Annotated in this window: 20 protein-coding genes and 1 CRISPR repeat array; of the genes, 4 read left to right on the forward strand and 16 right to left on the reverse strand. The window is 46.3% G+C overall.

What is annotated here, in order from left to right; translation table 11 throughout:
* Positions 1–35: 35 nt before the first annotated feature.
* Positions 36–1730 (reverse strand): oleate hydratase, encoded by a 1695-nt coding sequence (locus tag MZO40_RS01715; RefSeq protein ID WP_050337957.1) that lies wholly within the window; start codon positions 1728–1730, stop codon positions 36–38.
* Between the two features lie 534 nt (positions 1731–2264).
* On the opposite strand from MZO40_RS01715, the gene MZO40_RS01720 reads away from it, so the two are divergent.
* Positions 2265–3401, forward strand: coding sequence for a glycerol dehydrogenase (locus MZO40_RS01720; RefSeq protein ID WP_003637390.1), 1137 nt, complete (start codon positions 2265–2267; stop codon positions 3399–3401).
* Between the two features lie 309 nt (positions 3402–3710).
* Here MZO40_RS01720 and MZO40_RS01725 read toward each other — a convergent pair whose 3' ends face one another.
* The 9 genes from MZO40_RS01725 to MZO40_RS01765 form a co-directional block, all read right to left on the reverse strand.
* Entirely contained in the window at positions 3711–4166 is a 456-nt protein-coding gene (locus MZO40_RS01725; protein WP_050337958.1) for a nucleoside 2-deoxyribosyltransferase, read from the reverse strand.
* A gap of 141 nt (positions 4167–4307) precedes the next feature.
* Complete coding sequence (locus MZO40_RS01730; RefSeq protein ID WP_050337959.1) at positions 4308–5180, reverse strand: aldo/keto reductase; 873 nt, start codon at positions 5178–5180, stop codon at positions 4308–4310.
* A gap of 84 nt (positions 5181–5264) precedes the next feature.
* Positions 5265–6113: an aldo/keto reductase gene (locus MZO40_RS01735; RefSeq protein WP_105960971.1), complete on the reverse strand. Its 849-nt coding sequence runs from the start codon at positions 6111–6113 to the stop codon at positions 5265–5267.
* A gap of 155 nt (positions 6114–6268) precedes the next feature.
* Positions 6269–6409 (reverse strand): hypothetical protein, encoded by a 141-nt coding sequence (locus MZO40_RS01740; protein ID WP_156182988.1) that lies wholly within the window; start codon positions 6407–6409, stop codon positions 6269–6271.
* A gap of 44 nt (positions 6410–6453) precedes the next feature.
* Entirely contained in the window at positions 6454–7644 is a 1191-nt protein-coding gene (locus tag MZO40_RS01745; RefSeq protein WP_105960970.1) for an MFS transporter, read from the reverse strand.
* 60 nt (positions 7645–7704) lie between these two features.
* The gene (locus tag MZO40_RS01750; protein WP_050337962.1) at positions 7705–8004 is read right to left on the reverse strand and encodes a helix-turn-helix transcriptional regulator; all 300 of its coding nucleotides are present in this window, start codon (positions 8002–8004) and stop codon (positions 7705–7707) included.
* Positions 8005–8236: 232 nt separating this feature from the next.
* Complete coding sequence (locus tag MZO40_RS01755; RefSeq protein ID WP_252133064.1) at positions 8237–9469, reverse strand: MFS transporter; 1233 nt, start codon at positions 9467–9469, stop codon at positions 8237–8239.
* A 327-nt stretch (positions 9470–9796) separates the two neighbouring features.
* Positions 9797–10219, reverse strand: coding sequence for an Hsp20/alpha crystallin family protein (locus MZO40_RS01760; RefSeq protein WP_003637383.1), 423 nt, complete (start codon positions 10217–10219; stop codon positions 9797–9799).
* A gap of 144 nt (positions 10220–10363) precedes the next feature.
* Positions 10364–10834, reverse strand: a complete 471-nt coding sequence (locus MZO40_RS01765) for a MarR family winged helix-turn-helix transcriptional regulator (protein WP_225367176.1) — start codon at positions 10832–10834, stop codon at positions 10364–10366.
* A 112-nt stretch (positions 10835–10946) separates the two neighbouring features.
* Here MZO40_RS01765 and MZO40_RS01770 point away from each other — a divergent pair, with 112 nt between their 5' ends.
* From MZO40_RS01770 to MZO40_RS01780, 3 genes are all read left to right on the forward strand, one after another.
* Positions 10947–11549 (forward strand): NADPH-dependent FMN reductase, encoded by a 603-nt coding sequence (locus MZO40_RS01770; protein ID WP_105960969.1) that lies wholly within the window; start codon positions 10947–10949, stop codon positions 11547–11549.
* Positions 11550–11613: 64 nt separating this feature from the next.
* Complete coding sequence (locus MZO40_RS01775) at positions 11614–11808, forward strand: PspC domain-containing protein (RefSeq protein WP_050337966.1); 195 nt, start codon at positions 11614–11616, stop codon at positions 11806–11808.
* Positions 11809–12263: 455 nt separating this feature from the next.
* Entirely contained in the window at positions 12264–15008 is a 2745-nt protein-coding gene (locus tag MZO40_RS01780; RefSeq protein ID WP_105960968.1) for a cation-transporting P-type ATPase, read from the forward strand.
* Positions 15009–15119: 111 nt separating this feature from the next.
* Positions 15120–15940: direct repeats of the CRISPR family, unit length 36 nt; unit sequence GTTCTAAACCTGTTTGATATGACTACTATTCAAGAC.
* A 24-nt stretch (positions 15941–15964) separates the two neighbouring features.
* Here the strand turns inward: MZO40_RS01780 and csn2 are convergent.
* The 6 genes from csn2 to MZO40_RS01810 all read right to left on the reverse strand — a co-directional run bounded on the left by csn2 (position 15965) and on the right by MZO40_RS01810 (position 23869).
* Positions 15965–16642, reverse strand: coding sequence for a type II-A CRISPR-associated protein Csn2 (csn2, locus tag MZO40_RS01785; protein ID WP_105960967.1), 678 nt, complete (start codon positions 16640–16642; stop codon positions 15965–15967).
* Entirely contained in the window at positions 16639–16944 is a 306-nt protein-coding gene (gene cas2, locus MZO40_RS01790; protein ID WP_105960966.1) for a CRISPR-associated endonuclease Cas2, read from the reverse strand. Before cas2 ends, csn2 begins: the two co-directional genes overlap by 4 nt.
* Positions 16922–17827 (reverse strand): type II CRISPR-associated endonuclease Cas1, encoded by a 906-nt coding sequence (cas1, locus tag MZO40_RS01795; RefSeq protein ID WP_122217451.1) that lies wholly within the window; start codon positions 17825–17827, stop codon positions 16922–16924. Before cas1 ends, cas2 begins: the two co-directional genes overlap by 23 nt.
* A gap of 193 nt (positions 17828–18020) precedes the next feature.
* The gene (cas9, locus tag MZO40_RS01800) at positions 18021–22109 is read right to left on the reverse strand and encodes a type II CRISPR RNA-guided endonuclease Cas9 (protein WP_252133065.1); all 4089 of its coding nucleotides are present in this window, start codon (positions 22107–22109) and stop codon (positions 18021–18023) included.
* A 242-nt stretch (positions 22110–22351) separates the two neighbouring features.
* Positions 22352–23134 carry an alpha/beta fold hydrolase gene (locus MZO40_RS01805; RefSeq protein WP_088770274.1) on the reverse strand — a complete coding sequence of 261 codons (783 nt, stop codon included), beginning with the start codon at positions 23132–23134 and terminating at the stop codon, positions 22352–22354.
* Positions 23135–23158: 24 nt separating this feature from the next.
* Positions 23159–23869: a hypothetical protein gene (locus MZO40_RS01810; protein ID WP_105960963.1), complete on the reverse strand. Its 711-nt coding sequence runs from the start codon at positions 23867–23869 to the stop codon at positions 23159–23161.
* Positions 23870–24060: the final 191 nt, after the last annotated feature.

Genomic DNA, 24060 nt, shown 5'->3' on the forward strand with positions numbered 1-24060 from the left:
TAGCACCGGCAAGCGACTACCTGGTACTAGTTTGATTAGTCAAACATCTTCTTAGTTGCCTTGAGCAAGGTCTTTGGATCCTTGTCATACCGCGGTGTCTTGACCAAGTTATCCATTGGCACACCAGCAAAGTGGTAAGCGGCAATTTCACCAGAACGAACCGCACTTTGTTCCGTGAAGATCATCTGGTATGGTTGTTCCGCAAATTCACCAGTGAAGGCTAAGTTCGTTGAATGCTTTGGTAAGACTTCTGGCCGGTCTGATTTGGCCCGATTGTTGAACAACGCTGAGGCATATGGCATGTATACCGGAATATTGTTGATAATGCTGTCCAAGATTTCCTTTTCCTTATCCTTGATGTTGCCAGGACCAGGGTCGACCTTCGACAGTTGACCAATCAATTCTTGTGCCATTTCTTTCCCCGTCATCTTGATATACGGCTTGTTAACGAACTCACCTTGACGCCGTGGGTATAAGAAGTAGCCCCAGAGAACCGTTTCATTTGGCTGCTGAGTCGTAAAGTGTGGTTGATGGTGCACCACGATCGACATGTTGACATCCTTTTGATTCAACGGTGTGATTGGCGTCGTCGACAAGAAGGAGTTCAGGGCATTCCCAGGTTCCTGTGTCGTGATCCGCACGATTTCGTTGAGGAATAAATGATTCTTGGTCGTCAACGTGAAACTGACCCATTCGCTGGCATTGCGATCGTTGAAGAATTTGTCTGGCGTCCCTAAGTTGTAGAAACGTTCAGTTGCTTTCTTCCAGAGACTAGCACTGACACCATAATCCATATTTTCAGGCGCCGGTGTGTTGTAGTCCCCCATCGTGGCAGAATCGGTAATCGACCCGTTCGTAAAGATGACCGCGGTGTCGTCGTCCACTTCGACTTCTTCGGTCTCACCAGTTTGAGCATCTTCAATCACTAAACCGGTGACCGTAATCTCATCTTGCATTGGCGTGTCTTTAAACTGCCAATCCTTGACGATCTTGTTGTCGATGAATGTGACGCCTTGCCCTTGCAGATACTTGATCAGTGGCAAAATCATGCTTTCGAATTGGTTGTAACGCGTCCGGTTAACCCCAACTAAGTGTTCAATTTGCGTAAATTCATAAATCATTTGGTGCATGTAACGCCGCAGTTCTTGGGCAGAACTTTGGGTTCTAAAAGCAAAAGTCGTTTCCCACATATACCAGAAATTCGTCTGGAACATGTGTGGGTCATCCTTGAAGTATTCGGCAATTGAAACGTTGTCGAGCTTCGTTTCTTCACTATCTGGCATCATGATCAGCTTGGTGAGTAAGGTCCGATCCTTGTTGTTGAACCCTAACTTACCCGCATTAATAATGCCCTTTCCGCCTTGCATCAACCGTGCAATATCATAGGTCCGGTGCTTAGCATCAAAGTCACGCGTATCTTCGGCCGCCGTCATCCCCGGTTCAGTTACCGATGGAATCCGGTCCAACAAATCCATTAAGTCAACGTACGTCCGGTAATTCAGCATCCGACCACCACGGGCAACATACCCCGTCGTGTTTTCCATCGGATGATTCTTGTTCCAATACTCATTGGTAAAATCGGTCGTGGCACCACCATCGTTCGCACCGTGCATATCGACACCGTAGAACTTGATGTCCTTGCCGTCCCAATGACCATCTTGAATCAAATAGACCGCCGCAGCCATGTTCGATAGCCCGGCACCAATCATAATTGCTTTACTTTTAACCATAAATAACGCCCCCAAAATAGGTATTAGGTTCTGATAACGCTTACAAGTACATTATACAACTTGGATAGTGATTGTCCAGTTTGAACTGAAAATTTTTACTTTCTTGCACCTTTCTTAATATTTGCGCTAGTCAACCAGTCACTACCTACAGCGTAACACCAATTGATGAATTTTCTCCAACTAAACACATCGTTTTAGGCCAATTTAAGGTTTACAAAATTCCAGCATTGCGCACAGGCCAAACGTGGGTCAAACCGGTCTAGCACGCGACTTCATTCCAGTTTATTAGCGGCATTCAGCAGCTCACATCATGGCCACGCGGACACATTTTCAATTCTGTCCGTTGCGGATTGTGTAAGCGCTACCATAAACTATAAGTGTTAAGTAACCCAGGCCAGCACGCGTTGACACTCATCCCCACTTGGGCCAGCGCACCGTTTTATCAGCCGCCGCTCCATTTCCCCGCTGACCGTGTTACCAAACAGTGTCTTAAATTAGTTATCAACCAATCCGATTTTGAGGAGGAAATTTATCATGAGTGAAGATTTAATGTTTGTTAGCCCCGATAAGTATATTCAAGGTGCCGGACTCTTGGAACATTCCGCAAGCTATATCAACGCCCTCGGGAGCCATCCGTTGATCATGGCCGACGCGCTGATTTGGAAAATCGTCGGTGAAGACTTCGCGACTTACTTGAGTCAACACGATTTTGACGTCACACGGGTCACCTTTAATGGTGAAGCCTCAGTTCAAGAAATCGCGCGGATCACACAGATTGCCAAGGATAACCATAACGATATTATTATCGGTCTCGGCGGTGGCAAGACTCTCGATACTAGTAAAGGGATCGCTGAAGAAGTGGGTGCCAAGTTAGTCATCGCGCCGACTGCGGCTTCAGCAGATGCACCAACCGCTGGCTTATCAGTGCTCTATACTGAGGAAGGTAGCTTCGACCAATACAAGTTCTACCAACGTCACAGCGACTTAGTCTTAATGGACACACAAGTCATCGCTAACGCGCCAGTCCGGACACTCATCTCTGGGATTGCTGACGCGATGGCCACTAATATTGAAGCAAAGGCGACCGCGCAATCCCACGGCACAACAATGGGTAACGGTGCCGCTACCTTTACTGGTCGGGCGATTGCGGCCGAATGCGAACGCGTCATTTGGAAGTACGCCTATGAAGCCGTGGAATCCAACGTCCAACACATTGTAACCCCAGCACTTGACGCTATCGTCGAAGCCAACACCCTGCTCTCCGGGCTCGGATTTGAAAATGGTGGTTTAGCGGCTGCCCACGCCATTCATAATGGTTTTACCGCTGTTAAGGGCGACGTCCATCATTTGACTCACGGCGAGAAAGTGGCCTTTGGTACCATGGTTGAACTCGTATTACAGGGCACTTCACACGAAGAACTCAATCGCTACATTGAATTCTACTTGACCCTTGGCTTACCAATCACGCTAGAGGCGACCCATCTCGACCAACTATCTGATGAAGAAATGTTGCAAATTGGTAAGATGGCGACAATGCCTGACGAAACCATGAAGAACATGCCTTTCAAAGTCACCCCACGCGAGGTGGTCAACGCCATGAAGGCTGCATCGACCTTCGCCCACACTTACGAAGCCACCCATACGATCAAACCAATCTTGCCGGCTAAGTAATCACTAGTAGTCACAGTCACTGCTTACTTTGGAAGTATTGCGGCTTGATGTCTGCAATGCACGTCGGTTCTAATAATTAAAATGGCCGTTTCAGATTCGAGTCTGAAACGGCCATTTTGGCGTCGCTGTAACGCTATTATCATGAGTACTGGCAGGCTTACCTTGATTAGTCGGCCTTAAATCCGCAACGGACAGTACCGCCAGTTTAAGCTACTAGCTATAGAGCTACTCTGATCGGTAGCGCACGCCAACGATTAGCTGAATTTATTTTTGACCAATCAGTCTAGTTGGTATGCAATTTCGCTGCGATTACCGAATCGTGCCGGTATATTGGAAGGCATCCGACGTTGGGTCCTGCAAAAAGGCTTTTAAATCGGCCATATTTTCAACGACGGCCTTGCCTGACTTCGCCAACATGACGTTGAATGTCCCTTCTGCCAGGGTTTCGCCATAGTAAGCAACGGGGATATCCAAGCCATACGCCGTACCCGTCTCCCAAATCGTCCCGGTATCAAAGCCATCAACAACGGCCACCACTAGTTTGGCCTGTTTCAGATGCGCCACGTTATCCGCAAATACCGCATTCCGGTCCGCTTCGGTCGCATCCGGCGTCAAATCGATTCCATCGAGCCGGGGACTGTAATAAGTAATTTCTAAATCGTCCATCAATTTTTCAATCTTAGCTAGTCGTTCTGGTTGGCCGGCCGTGAACCATGGTCCAGCTAAATAAATCGTTGGGTTGTCACTCTTAATTCGTGTACTCATCTACTCAGTCCTCTTTCTCTTCATTAAATCAAAAAATCAAATCAGTCATGTTTATCCAGTTTAACCGGCCATTCACCTAAATTCAAGACTTGACGTTTTCGCATAAAAAAGAGCCGGGAGCAGACCCGGCTCTAATTCGTGTTATTTGTTACTTAATTGGCTTAAGCCATTGAAATCAGCCGTTGATAGTTCAACGTTGGCAGCCGCCACATTATCTTGCAAGTGTTCGATGGAACTCGTCCCTGGGATTGGCAGGATATTGTCTGAACGCTTTAATAACCAAGCTAACGCAATTTGGGCTGGACTAACTTGATACTTCTGCGCCATCGTACTGAGGGCACTCCCTGGCTGCGCTAGTTCACCAGTCGCTAACGGGAACCATGGTAAGAAGGCCATGTTTTGCGATGCGGCGTAGTCGACCACGTCATCGTCACGATGGTCAGAAACATTGTACAAGTTCTCGATGGCATCGATCTTGGCAACCTTTTGAGCTTCCTTGATTTGCTCAACCGTGACTTGGCTCAACCCAATATGCTTGATTTTTCCTTCATCTTGCATCTTCTTGAGTTCACCGACTTGTTCGGCAATCGAGAAGTGCGAATCGATCCGATGTAGGAAGACCAAATCTTCGTGGTCGAGTCCTAATGTCATCATTGAAACTTCGACTTGTTGCCGTAAATAATGTGGTTCACCATGTGGCGTCCAAACGTTGGGACCTTGGCGGGTCTGACCGACTTTATCAGAAATAAAGATTTTGTCCCGGTTGGCAGCATCTTTCAAACCGGCTGCTAAGTACCGGTCAGCATACCATGGCCCGTATGAATCGGCCGTATCAAAGAAATTGACGCCATATTCCAACGCCTTCTTGATGACCTTGACCCCATTTTCCGGATCCGCGTAAGGGCCCCAGGTACCTGGTCCAGTCAACTGCATCACACCATAACCCAGTCGATTAACTTTAAACTGGTCATCAAACGCGTACGTTCCTGCATTAGCTGCATTAATCGTTGTCATCAAATCGCTCCTCATTATTAGTTTAATTATTATTCTTACTTAGTTTACTCCCAGAGCCCCAAGCATGGTCAAACATTTTGCCCGTTAGCCCTGAGTTGAATTGTGCATGTACGCACCCGCAGCGTCCGGCAAGGCGTTCAACGCCGCCATATCCGCGTCACTGATCGTAAAGTCCAATTGGGTATTCGCAGTGATATGCGCAGGTGTCACCGCCTTAGGTAATGGCAAGACCCCATTTTGTAAGACAAACCGTAGCGCTAACTGAGCGACGCTGACCCCATATTTATCGGCATACGCTTGCACTTGCGGATTATCCAGTACGCCGCCAGTTGCGAGTGGCGAATATGCTTCGACCAACATATCATGGTCTTCTGAGAATTGTGTGATCTTCGGCTCAGTAAAACCAAGATAGTACTGAATCTGATTGACCATTGGTGCGACCGTCGCTTGTTTGAGGACGTTCTTTAAATCGCGAACCGCAAAGTTTGAGACCCCGATTGCCTTGGCACGGCCGCTGTCATAAATGGCTTCCATGGCTTGCCACACTTCCAGGTTAGCTTCATCATAGACACGTCCAACTTGGCTCCATGGCCACGGTGCGTGCACCAAGTACAAGTCAACGTAGTCCAAGCCGAGGTTTTTCAATGATTCATCAAAATCCGCCAACGCACCCTGATAAGATTTCGTCTCTGCGGGTAACTTGGTCGTCACAAAAATCTGTTCACGCGGAATCCCTGAATCGCGAATCGCCTTACCAACACTCGCTTCATTTCGGTAAGCCAGTGCGGTATCGATATGCCGGTAACCGGCTTTAAGTGCTGCCCGAACGGCTTGATAAGCGGTGTCGCCACCCGGAATTTGCCAAGTCCCGAACGCCACTTTTGGAATCTGGACGCCATTTGCTAACTGATAAGTTGATGTTAGAATTGCCATGTTATTTTTGCCCCTTTACTGATTTGGATTGTCGCTGCTTGGTTGGATCGCCAACCAGTGTCGCCGCAATGATCGCCACTACGACGACCGTCAAAATTTGAATAATCGCCATAAAATCGTGACCTCCTTGATTGAATACTGATTAGTTTAGCCCCTTAGAGTAACTCTAAGGCAACTGTAAAGTTCTCAAAAATATCACTTTTTTTATTTGCCGGTGAAATGACCCGCGCTTGCCGAGCAAACGACCGACCAATGTCTAGTTCTGGCGAAACGTAACCGCCAAGTAAAAAGGCCATTCAGACAGGTTTTCCCATCTAAATGACCTGTTACAGCTCATTCATTAGTCATAGATACTATCATGCCGGAAAATAATCGACCCAGCTAACGCGAGTAATGCCGAGAACCCAATGGCGAGCCACAACACTGGCGCCCAGCCGAGTTGACCACCGAGCCAACCGAAAAGCACTGGCCCGATCGCAGCTAATAGGTACCCGGCTGATTGGGCCATCCCTGAAAGGTCAGCCGTTTCAAAGCCGTTCGTTGTTTTTTGCGTGAAGAAGACGACTGCCAAGCTGAAGGCTGCACCGGAGCCCAACCCGAGTAGGATGCACCATAAGGCTGACCACCCAAAGCTGGTCCCTGACATCAGAATGCCGCCGATACCTGCGATAAAGCCAACTCCAACGACCCAAATCATGGCCAAGACGCCGCGTCGTTTACCCGAACTTGTGGGAACGATAAAGGACATCGGTAGCCCGCTCAATTGCATGATCGTCACCAAATTACCCGCGACAATCGTTGAAAAACCATGGGCGGTGAACACGGTCGGTAGCCAGGTCAACAGGGAATAATAAACTAAAGCTTGGAGGCCAAAGAAGGCGGTCACGACCCACGCTAAGGGCCGTCCCCACACCGAACCGTGCGTCACGACTGTCGAATCTTGCTCATCATTTGTCGCTACTGGTTCCCGATGGTTATACTTCAAGTTTGGCAACCAGACGACCAGATTAATCAGCCCAATCACTGAAAGTACCGCCATCGTGACCGGTAAAGACCAGTGTGCCGCCAGTACGCCAGAAATACCGGTCCCAAGTGAGCCGACTAGCAGCATCGACAACGTATACTGACTTGTTGCCACTGGGATCTTAGTTGGAAAGTTATCCTTGATGATTGCCGGGATCAAAACATTGCCACCGTCAGCACCAATGCCCACTAATAGCGTTCCGATAAACAGTGCCGCGATGGTTGGAATGACCCGCAAATAACTACCAAGGGCCAGAAAAATCAGCATCACATAAATCGTCAACTCATTACCAAACCGGCGCCCCCAGTGCGCAATCAACGGCGACATGACCGCGAAAGTCAGTAATGGAATTGTCGTCAGCAGGCCGGCCATTGAGCTCGGCAGTCCCAGCGTTCGTTTCAAACTGCTAATAAGCCCTGGCATCATGGTGATGGGCAGCCGCATATTAGTTGCCGCCAAAATCATGCCCAGCGTCAAGTAGCGGCTATGTTGATGAGTCGTTGTCATATCCTAATATCTTCTTTCTATGTCGTTATTCGATATTTGTCGAACTAATAGCAAAAAAAATTACAGAGAATCCAAAAATCCTGGCAAAAAATGGTCAAAGGTCGCCCGTTGCAGTGACAAATACTTCGTCTGCGCTTCACGGCGCGTATTCGTCAGTCCCACTAAGCGTAGCGCTTTGAAATGATAGGAAACGGTCGACTTGCTAATGTTTAATTGCGCCCCCACTTCTCCGCAAGTCATTTCCCGCTGTGCTTGATACAGCACGCGAATGATCCGTAACCGATTATCATCTGCCAACGCCTTGAAAATTGCGACCCGTTGTTGATCTTCTTGATTTTGTTGGTTTATTTCGATATTCATGAAACTAAGACTACACCCAATTTAAGATGAATGCAACTCCTCATCACGGGTGAGGACGCAACCAGTGTTGTCATCTGAGCGCTCAATTCCGCTAACTAACGCATCACACCCTCCCCAAACCCATCAGAATTGAATTGATGGTTCTGAATCTAAAAAAAACAGTTAGCCCCAAACAGACTAACTGCAACAGCGAGTCGGCAGCGTTCGCTGTCAACATACTGCTTGATTCACGTTAAGAGGCGACCCGGTCGCCAGTCTTCCAGATACCAGGCACGAGCCACAAAATCAGCACTAAGTTGATCAGTAGTAAGAGCGCCGTCATAATAAAGACCGCATTGTAATTGAACCAGCCGGCGACTAAGCCCCCTAATAAGGCGCCCAGCATATTACCGATGGCTTGAAACGATTGATTATAACTAAAAATCGTGGACGTTAAATTAACTGGCGTATTCTTAGTCAAGACCGTTTGAATTTCAGGATATAGCGCCCCGTCAGAAATCCCAATTGCAAACCGTAAAATTCCTAATGCGACGACACTGGTGACGATGCCTTGTGGGAAATACATGATTACTGCAAAAATGTAGCCGAATAACAGGACTTTACCCGAGCCGTGGTGGTCACCATAACGGCCCAGTCGCGGTGCGGAAAAGATGTTTGAGATTCCTGGTAATGCGGCAATAATTCCGGCCACCACCGTGATGGGCCCTTTATAATGTATCAATTCACGCACATACAGACTAATAATAGGCGCAATTGAAGCATTCCCAAATTGAACAATGGCGGTCGAACAGAGCATCATGATGATCAGCCGGGGATTTTGAAACGCCGCCAACGGATTGCGGCTATCGCCAGGATTGCGATGATGCTCGACAGGTTTAAAGTGTTCTTGCACGAAGAAGAGGCTCAACAAAAAGGCCACTAGCAATAGGCCGGCCGTAATGAAAAACGTATTACGGATTGAAAACAGTTGGGCCAAGAAGCCCCCAATCACGGGGCCAAACAACTGACCACTGACCGCACCGGTAATCAAGGTACTCAGCGCCCGACCACTATACTTACGCGGTGCTTGTGACGCCACTAAGGCCTGAGCATTTGAAATGAACCCAGCAAAGACCCCTTGTAACGCCCGCAAGGCAATCAGCTGCCACACATTCGTGACTAAGCCCATCAGCCCCATAGCAACCGCCATCCCGAAGGACGCCCGCAGTAACATGATTTTGCGGCCCTTCTTATCCGCAATAATGCCCCACAACGGTGCTGAAATTGCCGAAATCGCGTAGTCGGCCGCGAACGCCAAGCCACTATAAAAGGTCACTTGGGCCTTGGTAAAATCACCTAACTGACTAACAAATAATGATAAGAACGGCATAATTTCACTGAATGCCATCCCAGCAACGAACGTACAGAACCATAAAACGATTAAATTACGATGCCATGGTCCACGTTCGCGTTCTGCGTCATCCACGCTCGTCATCTCCAAATCTAGTGTTACTAATTTTCAGTAAGTGTTATCACGATAAATAGCTTATCACACTTTGGGCGAGGTAGTGACAATTATTTCCCGGGAAATAAAGTCGCATTTCCGGGTAATTTATTGGCAAGCTGAGCTACTAGTATCGCCTTAACTAACGCTTAACCTCGGCACTAATCGACTTAGAATACATGGCAATTGGCTAGTACTGCTAACTTTAGGACTGCTTGAATTTTCTGGCCTTCCGCACGGCACTCATTAAAGCTAAAAAAGGCACCACCGCAAAAATGCGATGGTGCCTTTTTTAGTGGGACTAGTTAATTACTGAATTTCAATGGTGCCATTATCGTCACTTGCTTGCGTCTTCGGCAACGTGATGGTTAAGACGCCGTCTGCTTGGGATGCACTGATTTTGTCCGCCGCAACGTTTGGTAACATGTATTGACGTTGCAACGTGCCAGTATGACGCTCGTTCATCACAACATTTTGTTGCTCGTCTTCATGGTCCACGAAACTATCCTTTTGAACCTTGATCGATAAGACATTGTCGCGATAGTCGAGCTTAACATCTTGCTTGTCAATGCCTGGGACATCAACCTTAACTTGATATTGGTCATCAGTTTCACTGATATCCGTCTTCAAGACCTGATCCATATTTTCAAATGGTGTCCAGAAACTCCGTGCCAACCGTTCAAACGGATCCATCATACCAAAGTCGTTCCGATTCATTAAAGTATTAGCCATACTAACAATCCCCTCTCAAAATTTAATTGGCTATTAAGACCGGCCAGTAATTCAAATCTTTGTTTGACCTTTCCTGACCTTCAATTAATATCTTAACAGCTTTTTGGGGGAATGCAACAATTTAGCACTCAACTACCAAGAGTGCTAAATTCTAATCTCGCGAATTCGTTTCATGAGGGTCACAAACCGTGCTAGCTCAGCATCCGAGTAGTCGTCAGCGATGGCCTGCGCCTGTTGTGCAATCGCCGCGTCCAACTGCGTATGCAACTGTGCGACCTGTTGACCGGTGGGCGTCAGTCTAACCAGTACTTCCTTATTATTCGTTAAATCACGGTACTTCACGGCTAAGCCCAGTCGTGCCAGCTTGGTCAACCCGCGCGAAATCGTCGCTTGTGATAATCCGGTCGGTGCGGGTAACGCCTTCGCCCGACTGGCACCCACCTGTCCCAGAACCGCAATCATTTTAATATCGGTCGTCGACAGTTGCTTCAGGACTGCCTGTAGCTGTGGGTCCGTCGTTTGGTGCATCGCCCATTGTTTTTCTTGATCATCCACGCTATCCTGCGCAATAAATTGGTTTAATTCTGACATTAATTGATCGATCAACGTTGCCATCAGAAACACTCCTTTTTAATTCATATGAATAAATGCTTGCTTAATCAAATCATCCAGTCTATAATACCATTTTGTATTCATGCGAATCAATAATTTTCTGGAGGCCATTAATATGGTAAAAATCGGTATCATTCTCGGTAGTACCCGCACGCAATCCAACGGCCGAGCCCTATTCAATTACTTACAAAGAAACCTTGATCAGTGGCAAACTGGCGAGGCAATCACAACGGCATTCTTAGACCTAGCACACTATCAGCTGCCATTCTTCGACGAACCTGAACCACCGATGGCTAATCCCCACCGCCAGCTTCCTGCCAATCAGCAGCAATGGCTAGACGACATGGCAGCCATGGACGGCTACATCATCCTAACGCCGGAATATAATCACGCTATGCCCGCAGGCCCAAAGAACGCCTTAGATTTTTTAGCCTTCGAAGGGTTGCGAAAACCAGTCAAACTGATCTCGTACTCTGATAACATGCGGGGTGGCCAATTTGGCGCTGCAGCACTCGTCCCCGTCTTGCAACGATTAGGAATGGTGGTCCTACCTAAACCAACACCCGTCGGCAACGTCCCCCAAACACTCCAAGCTGACGGACAAGTCATCCCGGACGCACCATTAGCCAGCCGATACGAAAGCGGTTTACAACGCGCCGTTGGTGAAATCGCCTACTACACAACCGTCCTCACGCAGCACCCCTTCTTGACTGATTAAATTGGTAGCGTTCCATGTCTAAACCTGCTACATTATAGTTAATATCAAAAGGAGGTATTAACTCATGAAAATCAATATTCATCGTTCTGCTACCAATCGGGTGCTGGCTGGTGTCATCGGGGGCATCGCTGAACATTTCAACTGGAATGCCAACATTACGCGCTTGGTATTCGTGCTTCTAGCCATCTCACCGATGTTTCCTGGTATCATTGCTTACCTCATCCTCTGGCTATTAATGAAGGATCCGGTCGAAAGCTAGGTTGTGGCGACGCACTAAACATCGTCACGCTACAGCTTGGATGCCGGGTTTAACCTGCTACCGTTATGACTTACTCACGTTTAATCATCAGATCAGATAATGAGTCCCAGTCGCCGCATCCTCAGCTAGTGTCTGCTGAAGCGATGCGACTACCGGAGCTCATTTTTACGCCTGTGACTGATTTTTACCCCAATTGGTGAAAAATAACGCGCCCACCGGCCTCTTTCAGCGACAAGTCCGTCAAAATCTGATATATTATTGCAACCAACGTAATAATTAGTCATGAATTTGTCAAATATTTTAATGGTAATCAACGTGATTGTTCGTATATAATATTATTTATAATAGTTTTAATCAGAAAGGATGTGGCGAAATTGGCCTACTTAACACGCAATAAACGTCGTGATTTTACAGAACCTCACCGGTAATAATTTTATTTTTAAGGAGCGAATTGAATGATAAATGATGACAACAACCAGTCGTTGAGCGCGAATAATGACGCGCAAAACGACTCTCAGAACCCTCCCGATGCGGATAACTTATGGCAGCTTGATGAATCAGCCTTAGCTAACAAGTACGCGACTGATCCTGAAAATGGATTGAGCACGGCTGAAGCTGCCGCTCGTTTACAACATAACGGGCGCAACGAACTGGAGACTAAGCGTACGTCGCGGTTCGTCCAATTCATCAAGCAGTTTAATAATAGTATTATCTACATTCTTGCTGCTGCCGCAGTATTGACGTTCTTCATGCACCACTATTCCGATTCTATCGTTATTGGACTGGTTATTATTGCCAACGCCATTATCGGTTACGTCCAGGAACGTCAGGCCGGCAACGCCCTCGAACGAATTCGTGAAATGCTGATTTCCAAAAACTTCGTCATCCGTGACGGTAAAAAGTTAGAAATCGACGCCCGCGAATTAGTCGTTGGGGACTTAGTCAACTTGGAAGCCGGTGATGCTGTGCCTGCCGACATGCGACTGATCTCCGCGGATAACTTCAACGTGCAAGAATCCGTTTTGACGGGTGAAACCAACCCGGTTGAAAAGCAAGAAGAACCGATGACTGACACGTCACTAGCACTGGCGGACCGCAAAAACATGGTCTACGCCTCAACTGCCGTGACAAGTGGTTCAGCCGTCGGAATCGTAACAGCGACCGCCGCCGATACCGAAATTGGTCATATCCAGCAATCCGTGAGTGATGTCAAAGAAACTACGACACCATTGATGCGGAACTTGAATTCGCTGGGTGTCGGCCTCTCAATCGCAATCGTGGTTGCAGCGGTGCTGTTATTCTTATTAGGGATGGTCATGGACACCTACAGTCTACCAACCTTGTTAATTGCCGTCATTACGATGGTGGTTGGTTCCATGCCGGAAGGATTACCCGCTAGTACCTCAGTCGTATTAGCCATGGGGACCCGTCAGATGACGAAGAAAAACGTCATCGTCAAATCCTTACCAGCCGTAGAAACTTTGGGTGCCGTTGACATTGTTAACACCGATAAGACTGGGACATTAACTAAAAATGAAATGACGGTCACCAAAGTCGTGACACCCGAGCACACGTTTGACGTGACCGGGGTCGGCTATGATGATAATGGTGGCGTCAACTTCGATGGTCACTTAAAACTCAATGGTCAAAAAGTGGACTGGCATCAAGACAAAGCAATGGAATGGCTCGTTAAAATTGCGGGTCAAACAACTGACGCCGAACTGCATTTTGAAAACAATCGTTGGGAACTGACTGGTGAACCAACTGACGGTGCCTTAACGACGCTGTTCCGTAAGATGACCGGTCACGACCCAGAAGTTGACGAAATCGAGTCATTACCGTTCGACTCCGCCTTTCGTTTCTCCGCACGACTAGCTGATTTAGACGGCCAACGCCTATTAATGGTCAAAGGATCACCAGCAACCGTCCTGCGTTTGACCGACCAAGCTAACCAAACGGCCTATTGGGATAACGCGATGGACGATTTGACTGCTGATGGCCTACGTGTCGTCGCGCTCGCTTACCAAGTCGTTGACGATGACGTTACTGATATCGACCCTAAAGCAATCAGCGGTTTACACTTAGCCGGTTTCGTTGGCATCATTGACCCACCACGTGAAGAAGCTGCGACCGCAATCGCCGAATTACGGCAAGCGGGGGTCGACGTTAAGATGATTACCGGTGACCACCCTGACACCGCGATGGCGATTGCCAATAAGCTGAACTTGGCTGCTAACGTCAAGGCGATCACTGGTCCCGAAATCGACGCGATGGATGATCAGCAGTTGCAAGAACACATCGACGATTATAACGTCTTCGCGCGGGCCACACCGAACAACAAGCTACGAATTGTGCGTGCCCAACAAGCGAACAACCACGTCGTTTCCATGACAGGGGACGGTGTTAACGACGCGCCCGCCCTTAAGCAAGCCGATATTGGGGTTGCAATGGGGATCAAGGGGACTGAAGTTGCAAAGGAATCGGCTGACATGGTGCTGGCTGATGACGACTTCGCCGATATTGTCGCCGCTGTTCGTGAAGGTCGCCACGTCTTCGATAACATCCGTAAGACGATTCGTTTCTTATTACCAACGAGTTTTGCAGAAGGCCTCGTGGTTATCATCAGTATCTTGATGGGCCACGAATTACCGCTCTACCCGACCCAGCTGTTATGGATCAACATGGTTTCCGCGTTGACCATCCAGTTCGCCTTCATCTTCGAGCCACCCGAGGCCGGCATTATGGCACGGGGGCCACGAAACGTGAAGGCCGGGCTATTGTCGAAGCTTGATTATTTCGAAATTGGCTACGTTTCCTTCCTGATTTCAGGACTCGGAATCTTCGCCTACGACTACTTGACCGCACTTGGTTTACCGAACGTGGTCGGTAGTACGATGTCACTGAACATTATCATCTTTGGTAAGATTTTCTACCTCTTCAACTTGCGAAACGACCACCCCGTCATTTCCAAGTATTTCTTCCAAAACAAGATGGCGTTCTACATTATCGGTATTCTGATTCTCCTCCAGCTTGGCATCATTTACTTGCCATTCATGCAATCCGTCTTCCATACGACCAGCATCAACTTCTGGTATGGTTGGGGCATCCCAATTGTCTGCGGGATCGTCGTTCTGATTGTGACCGAAATCGGGAAGTTCATCCGTTTCCGGCGAATGGGTAAAGACCGCGTGCTTGATTAGTTTAGTTGCCGAATAAAAACCGCTCGACCTGGTGGGTCGGGCGGTTTTTTTGGTGGGCCTGGGGTTGAGGGGGAGTGACTACTATTCAAGATGTACGGTAACACGGGGGTTATTCTACAACTGCTTAAAATGACCACTGTCCGAGACCCGGATGACAGGTCGAAACGATCCTGTTCTAAACTTGCTTGATATGACTACTATTCAAGACCGATTTGGATGGCTCTTTTTTTTGAATTGTTCTAAACCTGTTTGATATGACTACTATTCAAGACGAATAGGTAAGCTCGTAATACATACCATCGGTTCTAAACCTGTTTGATATGACTACTATTCAAGACAGATGAATTAAGGCAGGAACGACGGGCGCGGTTCTAAACCTGTTTGATATGACTACTATTCAAGACAACTGCAACAACATGGCGTGAGAATCGGGCGTTCTAAACCTGTTTGATATGACTACTATTCAAGACATAGCAGGCTATACTCGTTAGCCTGAATCAGTTCTAAACCTGTTTGATATGACTACTATTCAAGACGAATCATCAGTGAAATCCCAAGATTGTACCGTTCTAAACCTGTTTGATATGACTACTATTCAAGACAGCTATATCAACGCAAGGTAGATGCTAGCGGTTCTAAACCTGTTTGATATGACTACTATTCAAGACATTTAACAATGGATATGAGCGATAAAACGCGTTCTAAACCTGTTTGATATGACTACTATTCAAGACACCCAGTGTCACAAACGCAATTTATCATGAGTTCTAAACCTGTTTGATATGACTACTATTCAAGACATTGCACAAAGGACACAAACGAGAATGACAGTTCTAAACCTGTTTGATATGACTACTATTCAAGACGGTTGACGGTGCGGTTAAAAGCCGTCTGCCGTTCTAAACCTGTTTGATATGACTACTATTCAAGACCGGCATTCTCACATAATCCACTAATTAATTCATATCACGCCAGTCTACTAAATCCTCGTCAACATAATAATAACAGCAATTCTTGAACTTTTCCATCCGATTCGTTTCTGAGTATTCAATGATAATAACCGTGGTGCCTAAATCTGCCACTTGCTGTTCAAAAGCGGCCCATTGTTCCGGGTTCAAATAATGGCTGACATTGGTCATCACAGGGCATTGCTTGAGTCCTAGTTCAACATGAGTTTGAACAAGCGCCTCTAAAACTGCACTAGGATTATGCGTTAAATCCGTGGGAAAGTGAATTCCAGCAAACTTCAAAGCTTGATCTAGTCCTGGTGCTTCCTCTACATCTAATGGCAGATCCAATAGGAAACTTGCTTCCATTACTTTGGCAATCATGGCCCGGCTTTGATCCAAGACGGCCACTTGTTGTTCATCAGCCATTAACTTGATAATCTGGGTCTGTATCTTCTTCATAAACAAGCGGTTTAAATCGACTGATAACATCAAATCGCCATACCAGCTACATTGACTGCTCGTTGTTTGCAATTCAAGATTATCGTTGCTTACACGCAAGTCATCCGTCCGGTCACGAAATCCCTGACAGATATCTGCGTACATTTGACTGTTTCCTAAGTCTAAGACATTGACCTGACCAGTGTTGATTTTAAACGGTGGAAATGGATAATACGTTAGATTCATATGACAATTGTCCTTTCAGCTGAATTTAGAACATCCGTGCTAGGTGTACCTTGAATGTAGTGCATTGCTTGATACTGTTTCTCAGTGACCGTCATCGTCTGCACTTTTCCACCCTTGGGTGCCAGTGGCGCAATGCGCTTTTCCACAAATTCAGCCGCCTTCTTATTAACGCAAACTCGAACATAGGTTGAATACTGCATCATTAAAAAGCCTTCACGAATCAGTGCCTTATGAAAATGCCGGTAAGCACGCAGTTGATCCGATGTGTCCATTGGAACATCAAACATGACTATTAATCGCATGACTCGATACCTCATCTGGTAATTTCACCTCAATCTTCAATTCTTCTGTCTCGCTGCTTAAATAATGCAGGCAATCTGCAACATATGTTGTAATCGCGTGACTGACAATCGTTTGATGTCCATTGAATCCAATCTCTAAATCCAACAATGAAACCAAGCCAATCTTGATATCTGGCGTGAATTCGTCAAAACGTTGCTGACTGACCCATTGATCAACAATCGGTCGGAATGGCTCCATCAAATCAGAACCCAGGTTAAATTCATTCTCATTGTTTTCATGATGGATTCCGATACAAGTGAGATAGCCATTCATAACAATCTCACGGTTGACCATCGATAGTAGGACGGCGTATCCATAGTTCAACGCTGCATTGATGGGACTAAAATCTCGTCGATAAAAGTCCTCGCCAAACAGCAATGAGAAATACTTATTGGCCACGACAGCTTCGCGATTGGTCACATCGTTTAACTCCAGCTTGTCCAACTCATCAACGAGTGGCTGAACGTTGCCACCAACAAAATCAATAACTTGAATCTGATTAAGAATTTTGCTGCCAATATTTTTCGTCCATAGCTTGGCAATCCTTGATTCCGGCCAGGCAACTTGTTGTCGAACTAACTTTGCCGTTCGACGCGTTGGATAATAGTCGTTGACCTCACTGATTGGTTCACCTTGGTGATCTGTGAAAATCACCTTCACATGTGCTTCAGCTAACGCACATAAAGCCGCACTAGTAATCACCGCTTGAGTCGTCCCCACTAACAATAACTGGATATCGCTCACTGGAATCACATGTTTGTCGGTGTTGGTCTGAACAATAATCCGATTCATCGAATACGAAACTTTAGCATGTTGCGTAATAATCACATTGCGCCATCCCATTCATAACAGCTCCCTTGATTAAATTCACTTTCCATGATAAGATTCATTTGTATCAAGTTCTAAACCTTCTTGATATGACTACTAGTGTCAAGATCAAACAAGGCATTTTGCCGAGTTTCACCTTCTGAGTCCGTATTCGGACCATTACATATGTATCAAGATGTCGCCCATTTACTGGACGACATCTTTTTTTCTACAAATCTTTTAGTGCCACTTTCCGCTCAAATAATCCTGTTGGAGATTGATAAACAATTTCTGCTTGGTCGGTTAATGTAATACCACTACGCGACTGTAATCGTCCAAAGCTACTGCTCATTCCGAGTACACTCAAGTTCGACCGTGTTGCATTTGCGTGCAAACCAACAAATAGACTATTGAGTACCTCTTTCTTACCCAATTGTTTATCACTTGTTTGCACATTGCTTTTCAGTCCCTCAAAACTTTGATGTGCTTGATTTGCCACCTGGTCAAAGTTTCGTGACAAATGCAGTGGAAAATACCGTTGCAGTTGTTTCAACGCTGCATCATAAACCCTTACTAAATCGTTTGAACGTTGATCATCAGACTCATCATAGCGTCCAACAAATGCCTGTTGAATCGACAATGGCAAATATAGCTCTTGCACATTATGGAATTCCTTATCTGATCCTAAAGAGAAACGATACATTTGGCCCTTTACTTGATCCCGAACGACTTGCTCCAAGTATACTTTTGGAAGTACCACTTCATAATCACTTATCACCGTCTGCTTAGTTTTACGACTGATTTTCGTAAACTTGGGCTCAATCACCTTATGTGTGGCTTGCTTGAGAGTTGCACCCAGGCTCTGATAGTGCTTAATTTTAGCTACCATTCGAGTAGGAATACCAACAACTATAAATTTAAAGCCTGATTTAAACGGAACGCGAACAATAGCCAGATAAGCTGTCTCTTGATTAGAATAGCCCCCATATACGCTTGTCTTCATATGATTTTTCTTTGGAACCAGCGTCTTCGATTTATTATCAGATGCTTTGAACAATGTTTGCTTAAACATCGCACCATAATTTTCTCGTACCTCATGCGTCACTAGTAGTCGCTTGTAGTTGTACAGCTTTTCAAAATACTTAATATCGGCTGTCTTATCCCACAAAGTTTCATTTGTTTCCACGCTTTTGATTGGTTCCTCCGCAACTGCCAGCTTGCGAATGACATTGAATCGTGTCAAATTAACCGGCTGCTTAGCAAACTTGCCATAAACGAAGAATCGTTCCAGCTTCGGATACTGCTTCAATAAATACGTTCCGATAAACGCTGTTAAAGCCGCATCAAACGCATGATGATAATCATTGACTTCACGAAGTTTCGGAAAATTGAATGTCTGTCGGAATTGGTGTGTTAGATTGGCTTTGACGGCCACAATTGACGCTGCTGGGTATTCCGAACTGATTAATTCTTCCACCAGTTTGATGACTTGACGCGTTTCAACCAATTGCCGATTGATAAAGCCCGTCGCATACTTGCTAATCTCATCTGGTCGCATCAGCAAGTGATTGAGTTTGCGTTGCGTCATTAAGCCATTCCGATGTAATTCTCGCCATTGCACGCCCATCTTACGACCGAATTTCTCACTAGCAAACGTATCGTTTTTCTCTCGATTAATCCGCGCACTAGTCAGCACCCGGTTATCCAACGAGTCATCTTTGACTAATGATTGCGGCAAAATGTGGTCGATATCGTACTCTGATAACCGGTCAATATTGATGGTTTCATTGGTGTATAGGTCGCGACCATTTTGCAAGAAATAGAGCACAAGCCGCGTATTAAAATCAGCCTTGACTTTAATCTTTTCATTCAATTCATGCTGAACTTTTTCACTAACGATTTCTTTAGCTGTGCTCTTGTAAGCTTCCACAATTTGTTTGGACCGTGATTGCGTCCGCCGACCGGCAACCCCACCGCCGCGCGCTGCTTCAACGAAAATCCAGCTTGGTGTTTGCCCGTGCATCGCGTTCTTGATATCGTCTAGTACCAGCATCACTTCACGGATGGCTTTTTTATTCTGCGGCGACGTGTACAATTCATTGATGGTATCTTGGATATCCGCATCAGTTAGGTTAGCTTGATTCGCTTCTTTAATCTGCGTTTCAATTGCAGGTTGCTTACGCAGCTGCATAAAGTTATCACTGGTCTCCCACAAGCCATCCATGATGGAACGCCCGTTGTCGTCCTTAAAGGCGGTCAGTAATTTATGCGACAACTGTCCCCAACCACGGTATCGCAGTCCACTAAGCTGCTTACGTTGGGCATCCGTCAACCAGGCCACTTCTTCAAGCTTCTGCTTAAAAATGGCACTGTCTTCAAACGTCGTTGACCATAAAATAATTTTTTCAATATCAGCCCGCTTATGTTCGTCGGCGATTGCTTCAGGCAAAATATTTATGAAATCATGATACGTTGATAGCGAGCTATTGAATCCTTTAGGGTCAGCGAGTCCCGTTATTTTGGGCGTTTTTCGATACTCACCGGCATCCATCAAATTCTGCTGAATATTTTTGACGCTAACATGTTGGTGTTGCTTAAACACTTGATTATACAAACGTTGTTTTTGTCGCGGCGCCAGCTGTTGGTCCTCAACTCGCATATTATTCAATTCATTGAGCACCATGAAGCGCTGATAAATCAAGCTACGTGCTGGTAGGACATCCTCACCAATCAAGTAAGTATCCGTTGTTTGCATCCGTTGAATAAACGCCGTCGCTGAAGCAATCCGATCAACTTTTTGATCAAAATTCCATGGTGTAATTGGACCTTCTGCTTTACGGACCATCCACGCAAAACCAGCGCCAGAAGTGGCTTGTTGGTCCTCTTTTGTAATGAGTGGTCCAACATAGTAAGGCACCCGAAAACCAACTAGTTCATCCAACTTATATGGGAACTTGCCGCGCCGTTCAGCAACGGGGTTTTCTTCACCAAGCCATGGATAATACTTTTTCTGATGACTAATTATTTGATCCAATTCATATTGTTGGACTTGATACGGAATTGAGCCGTTCTGCTTGGTGCGCAGCTTCGGCATGAATTGTTCCGAGTCAATTTCATCTTTAATCTCTGCTGCCAGATGATTCGATGTAGCATCAGCCTCAACGTATTTCATTAGATCTTTGTAGAACATTTCCTGCGTGACTGGTTTGCTCTCGACACCATCGATATATCGGTCATAGGTTGCGCGAATCTCGCGACCACGTTTTGAATCAGACTGTGAGTGAATATAAGCTTTTAACAGCTTTAGATTCTTTTCATGATGCTTATATTTCTCAACCATGTGTTGTGAAAAACGCTTACCTGCTGGAATCAATTGCGCGAGGTTGATGCTAGCATATAGTTGGATCACTTCATCCATAATGTGTTGTCCAACTTCGCTTAGTTGTTCTTCAATTTCCGGAAGCTTGTCTTGGCTTTCCTCCAACGTAAAGGTCCAATCCTTTACTACTCCGGCATCAACTTCCGTTAGTGTCACCACGTTCATCTTCGCTTTAAGGCCAACCAGCGCCTTCGACAGTTCAACGACAACATTCTTTTGACGCCTCTTTTCAGCAGCGCTCGCTCCCGTCAAAACTGCCATGAGTGGCAAAATTTGTGTTTGCTGGTCCGAACGCGACAAGTCTGTCCGTACCAAAATCTGCTGGATTTGTTGAAGTTGTGCCTCATCAGTTACCAACTTAAGATTTAACGTCTCCTCGGACTGAGCAAACAGATCATTAAGCTTCTGGAAGCTAGTCGCTAAATGCAAGCTTGCACTACCATATTGACTGGCTGGTCCGGTACGCAAAAAATTCCCGCGGTATTTGACAATATGATGAATTGCCAAGTAGATTTCACGAATGTCAAATTTCCGGTCGCTCGTCATCAACTTGTCTCGTAAATGGTAAATTGTGGGATAGTCATGATAAAATTCCTTATCAGTCCTGTCATTGAACAGCGTTTTTGCCAATCTATTGTAGTTCGGGTCCCGAGGCGAGATATCCGAATACTTACGCCGGGCAAAAAAATTCGGATCGATTTTACTGATTGGTTGATCAAAAAATTCGCGTAACAATCGCAACCGCCACTTTACCCGTTTTAAACGGCATCGAGTTGTTCGAAAGCCACGACGATCCTCGGCAGTTGCACCTTCCTTAAATAACCGTGCGCCAAGAGCTGTCTTCCCCTTGACCTTTCTAACACGTCCGTTCATATCGACGACGGTCCAACCGACCGAATTCGTCCCGATATCTAAGCCCACACCATACGGTTCGTTCATTTACATGTCCTCCAATTATGTTTAGATTATGCACCTATTATCGCGCAAGCATCCAATCATTTGCAACAGGCAAAAGTTGTTCGTGTCAACGATTGTAAGCGCAAACTGTGTTAAAATAATTCGACCTAGATCCACCTATTCACGATGCATACAAAAAGTGCAGTGCGATCGACAAACTTTTGCCAATCGCACTGCACATTTCAACTGGATTGCTTATTTAAGTAGCTTGTTTTTCCTAAAGTCTACAGCGTCTTCAAAAACGCCAACAACGCCTCATTAAACGCCGCCGACTGCTCCGCCATCACAATATGACCGGCATCTGGAACCACGACACTTTGCCCCAATGGCGCCATTTTAGCAGTCACTGAAGCGAAGTCTGAATCAAAGAATGGCGATTTCTCGCCTGCAATAATCAGGAACGGGACGGTGAGTTGCCGAATAATGTCGCGCCAGTCTTGGACCGCATGGTTGACTAATAGCGGAAACATCAACTTGCCATCAAAGGGCGCCTGCTCTTCCACGGCCGTGACCCGCGCGTAAGTATCATCATCGATGTGTTTGAACGTCGAGTGACCGAGCGGCATCCGGAAATAGTCCGGAAAGTCGACCCACTGAACCGACTTGAAGCCATATGGCCAGTCGGGGGTATTGATCATCTTCGGTGACTGGTCGACATCGATCAACGCCTTGATTCCCGTATCACCATATAGTGAAACGTAGGCAAACCAGGTCGCTGCACCCATTGAGTTACCTAACAGAATCGGCTGCTTTAGCTGCAACTTTTCAATTAATTCATGGGCATCGACGGCTCGGCGACTCATCCGCAATCCCTTAACCGTGTGCTCCGACAGGCCTTGACACCGACCATCTAGATTAATGACCCGATAGCCTGCTTGCACCAATACTGGGATTTGGGCGTGCCAAATATCCTTCGAGCCACCAAAGCCCGTCAAAATAACGATTGGTTGCCCGCTACCCTGGTCCGTATAATCTAACTGAACATGGTCTGACGTTATGAAATGCATCTCACTCGCTCCTTTATTGACTAATCATTCAACATCGGCATTAAACTTTGCTGATGTCAATTTATTTAACCGTTCCAGCCACTGTTTTGTCTTGTTATCCATCATCGTGCTCGTCAATGGATCCGGTTCCGTGACGGTCAGCCCCAATAATTGGGCAACCTTCTCCCAGTCAACACCATTCGCCGTTTGAATGCTGGTTTGCAAGCTCTGAATCTGATCTGTCTGGACTTGTTGCAGTTGTTGGCGATTATTGTGGGTCATCGCTAGCATCGTGTTAACCGCTAACTGCTCGGTCAGACAATCTTGCCACGTCTCAACGGTCAGTGGTTCTACTAGACTAATCCGTTCTTGCAGTGGTACAGCCGGAACTTCCTTAGTTAAAAATGCCGTCCAACGGGGCATCTCCTGATCAAGCAACGCATACCCCTGCCAAGGCAGTTGCCGATTGAATTGCTGCATTGCCTGTTTGGTGAGTGCTGTCATGGACCAGGTCGTTTGCTCGTCTTCATCTAGCAAATCTTGGGCATTCGCCAACCACTGCGACATGAAGCGTTGCATCGTCTGTCGCATGACTGGCCGCTGTTGGCCGGCCTGAGTTAAATGGTACCGCACCTGCAGAAATTCACCGACTGCACCAGGCCGAATCGCGCGCTGTTCCTTTGCTTGATGCCGCTGTTTTAATTGCCGGAGCCGTTTTTGCTTACTGACACCTGCATAACGTCCTTGTTTAACCATCTCGCCACCACTTTTCTGAGTTTTTATGCGCTCGTTTTTACGATTAACGTTGCTATCAATGTTGCTATTAACTTTGATAGCAACTTTACTATTAACTTTGATATTATCTTTGATATTAACTTTGCTATTAACTTTGCTATTAATATTAATAGCAACGCAGTCTTAATAACGTTACCTAATTTTACCGCAAC

Source organism: Lactiplantibacillus sp. B652, assembly GCF_023806745.1.
Lineage (GTDB): Bacteria > Bacillota > Bacilli > Lactobacillales > Lactobacillaceae > Lactiplantibacillus > Lactiplantibacillus pentosus.

What these genes read in the sequence shown, in the direction of transcription:
- MZO40_RS01715 (WP_050337957.1), bottom strand. Translation starts at nt 1,730, where the DNA reads ATGGTTAAAAGTAAAGCAATTATGATTGGTGCCGGGCTATCGAACATG.
- MZO40_RS01720 (WP_003637390.1), top strand. Translation starts at nt 2,265, where the DNA reads ATGAGTGAAGATTTAATGTTTGTTAGCCCCGATAAGTATATTCAAGGT.
- MZO40_RS01725 (WP_050337958.1), bottom strand. Translation starts at nt 4,166, where the DNA reads ATGAGTACACGAATTAAGAGTGACAACCCAACGATTTATTTAGCTGGA.
- MZO40_RS01730 (WP_050337959.1), bottom strand. Translation starts at nt 5,180, where the DNA reads ATGACAACGATTAATGCAGCTAATGCAGGAACGTACGCGTTTGATGAC.
- MZO40_RS01735 (WP_105960971.1), bottom strand. Translation starts at nt 6,113, where the DNA reads ATGGCAATTCTAACATCAACTTATCAGTTAGCAAATGGCGTCCAGATT.
- MZO40_RS01740 (WP_156182988.1), bottom strand. Translation starts at nt 6,409, where the DNA reads ATGGCCTTTTTACTTGGCGGTTACGTTTCGCCAGAACTAGACATTGGT.
- MZO40_RS01745 (WP_105960970.1), bottom strand. Translation starts at nt 7,644, where the DNA reads ATGACAACGACTCATCAACATAGCCGCTACTTGACGCTGGGCATGATT.
- MZO40_RS01750 (WP_050337962.1), bottom strand. Translation starts at nt 8,004, where the DNA reads ATGAATATCGAAATAAACCAACAAAATCAAGAAGATCAACAACGGGTC.
- MZO40_RS01760 (WP_003637383.1), bottom strand. Translation starts at nt 10,219, where the DNA reads ATGGCTAATACTTTAATGAATCGGAACGACTTTGGTATGATGGATCCG.
- MZO40_RS01765 (WP_225367176.1), bottom strand. Translation starts at nt 10,834, where the DNA reads ATGGCAACGTTGATCGATCAATTAATGTCAGAATTAAACCAATTTATT.
- MZO40_RS01770 (WP_105960969.1), top strand. Translation starts at nt 10,947, where the DNA reads ATGGTAAAAATCGGTATCATTCTCGGTAGTACCCGCACGCAATCCAAC.
- MZO40_RS01775 (WP_050337966.1), top strand. Translation starts at nt 11,614, where the DNA reads ATGAAAATCAATATTCATCGTTCTGCTACCAATCGGGTGCTGGCTGGT.
- MZO40_RS01780 (WP_105960968.1), top strand. Translation starts at nt 12,264, where the DNA reads ATGATAAATGATGACAACAACCAGTCGTTGAGCGCGAATAATGACGCG.
- csn2 (WP_105960967.1), bottom strand. Translation starts at nt 16,642, where the DNA reads ATGAATCTAACGTATTATCCATTTCCACCGTTTAAAATCAACACTGGT.
- cas2 (WP_105960966.1), bottom strand. Translation starts at nt 16,944, where the DNA reads ATGCGATTAATAGTCATGTTTGATGTTCCAATGGACACATCGGATCAA.
- cas1 (WP_122217451.1), bottom strand. Translation starts at nt 17,827, where the DNA reads ATGGGATGGCGCAATGTGATTATTACGCAACATGCTAAAGTTTCGTAT.
- cas9 (WP_252133065.1), bottom strand. Translation starts at nt 22,109, where the DNA reads ATGAACGAACCGTATGGTGTGGGCTTAGATATCGGGACGAATTCGGTC.
- MZO40_RS01805 (WP_088770274.1), bottom strand. Translation starts at nt 23,134, where the DNA reads ATGCATTTCATAACGTCAGACCATGTTCAGTTAGATTATACGGACCAG.
- MZO40_RS01810 (WP_105960963.1), bottom strand. Translation starts at nt 23,869, where the DNA reads ATGGTTAAACAAGGACGTTATGCAGGTGTCAGTAAGCAAAAACGGCTC.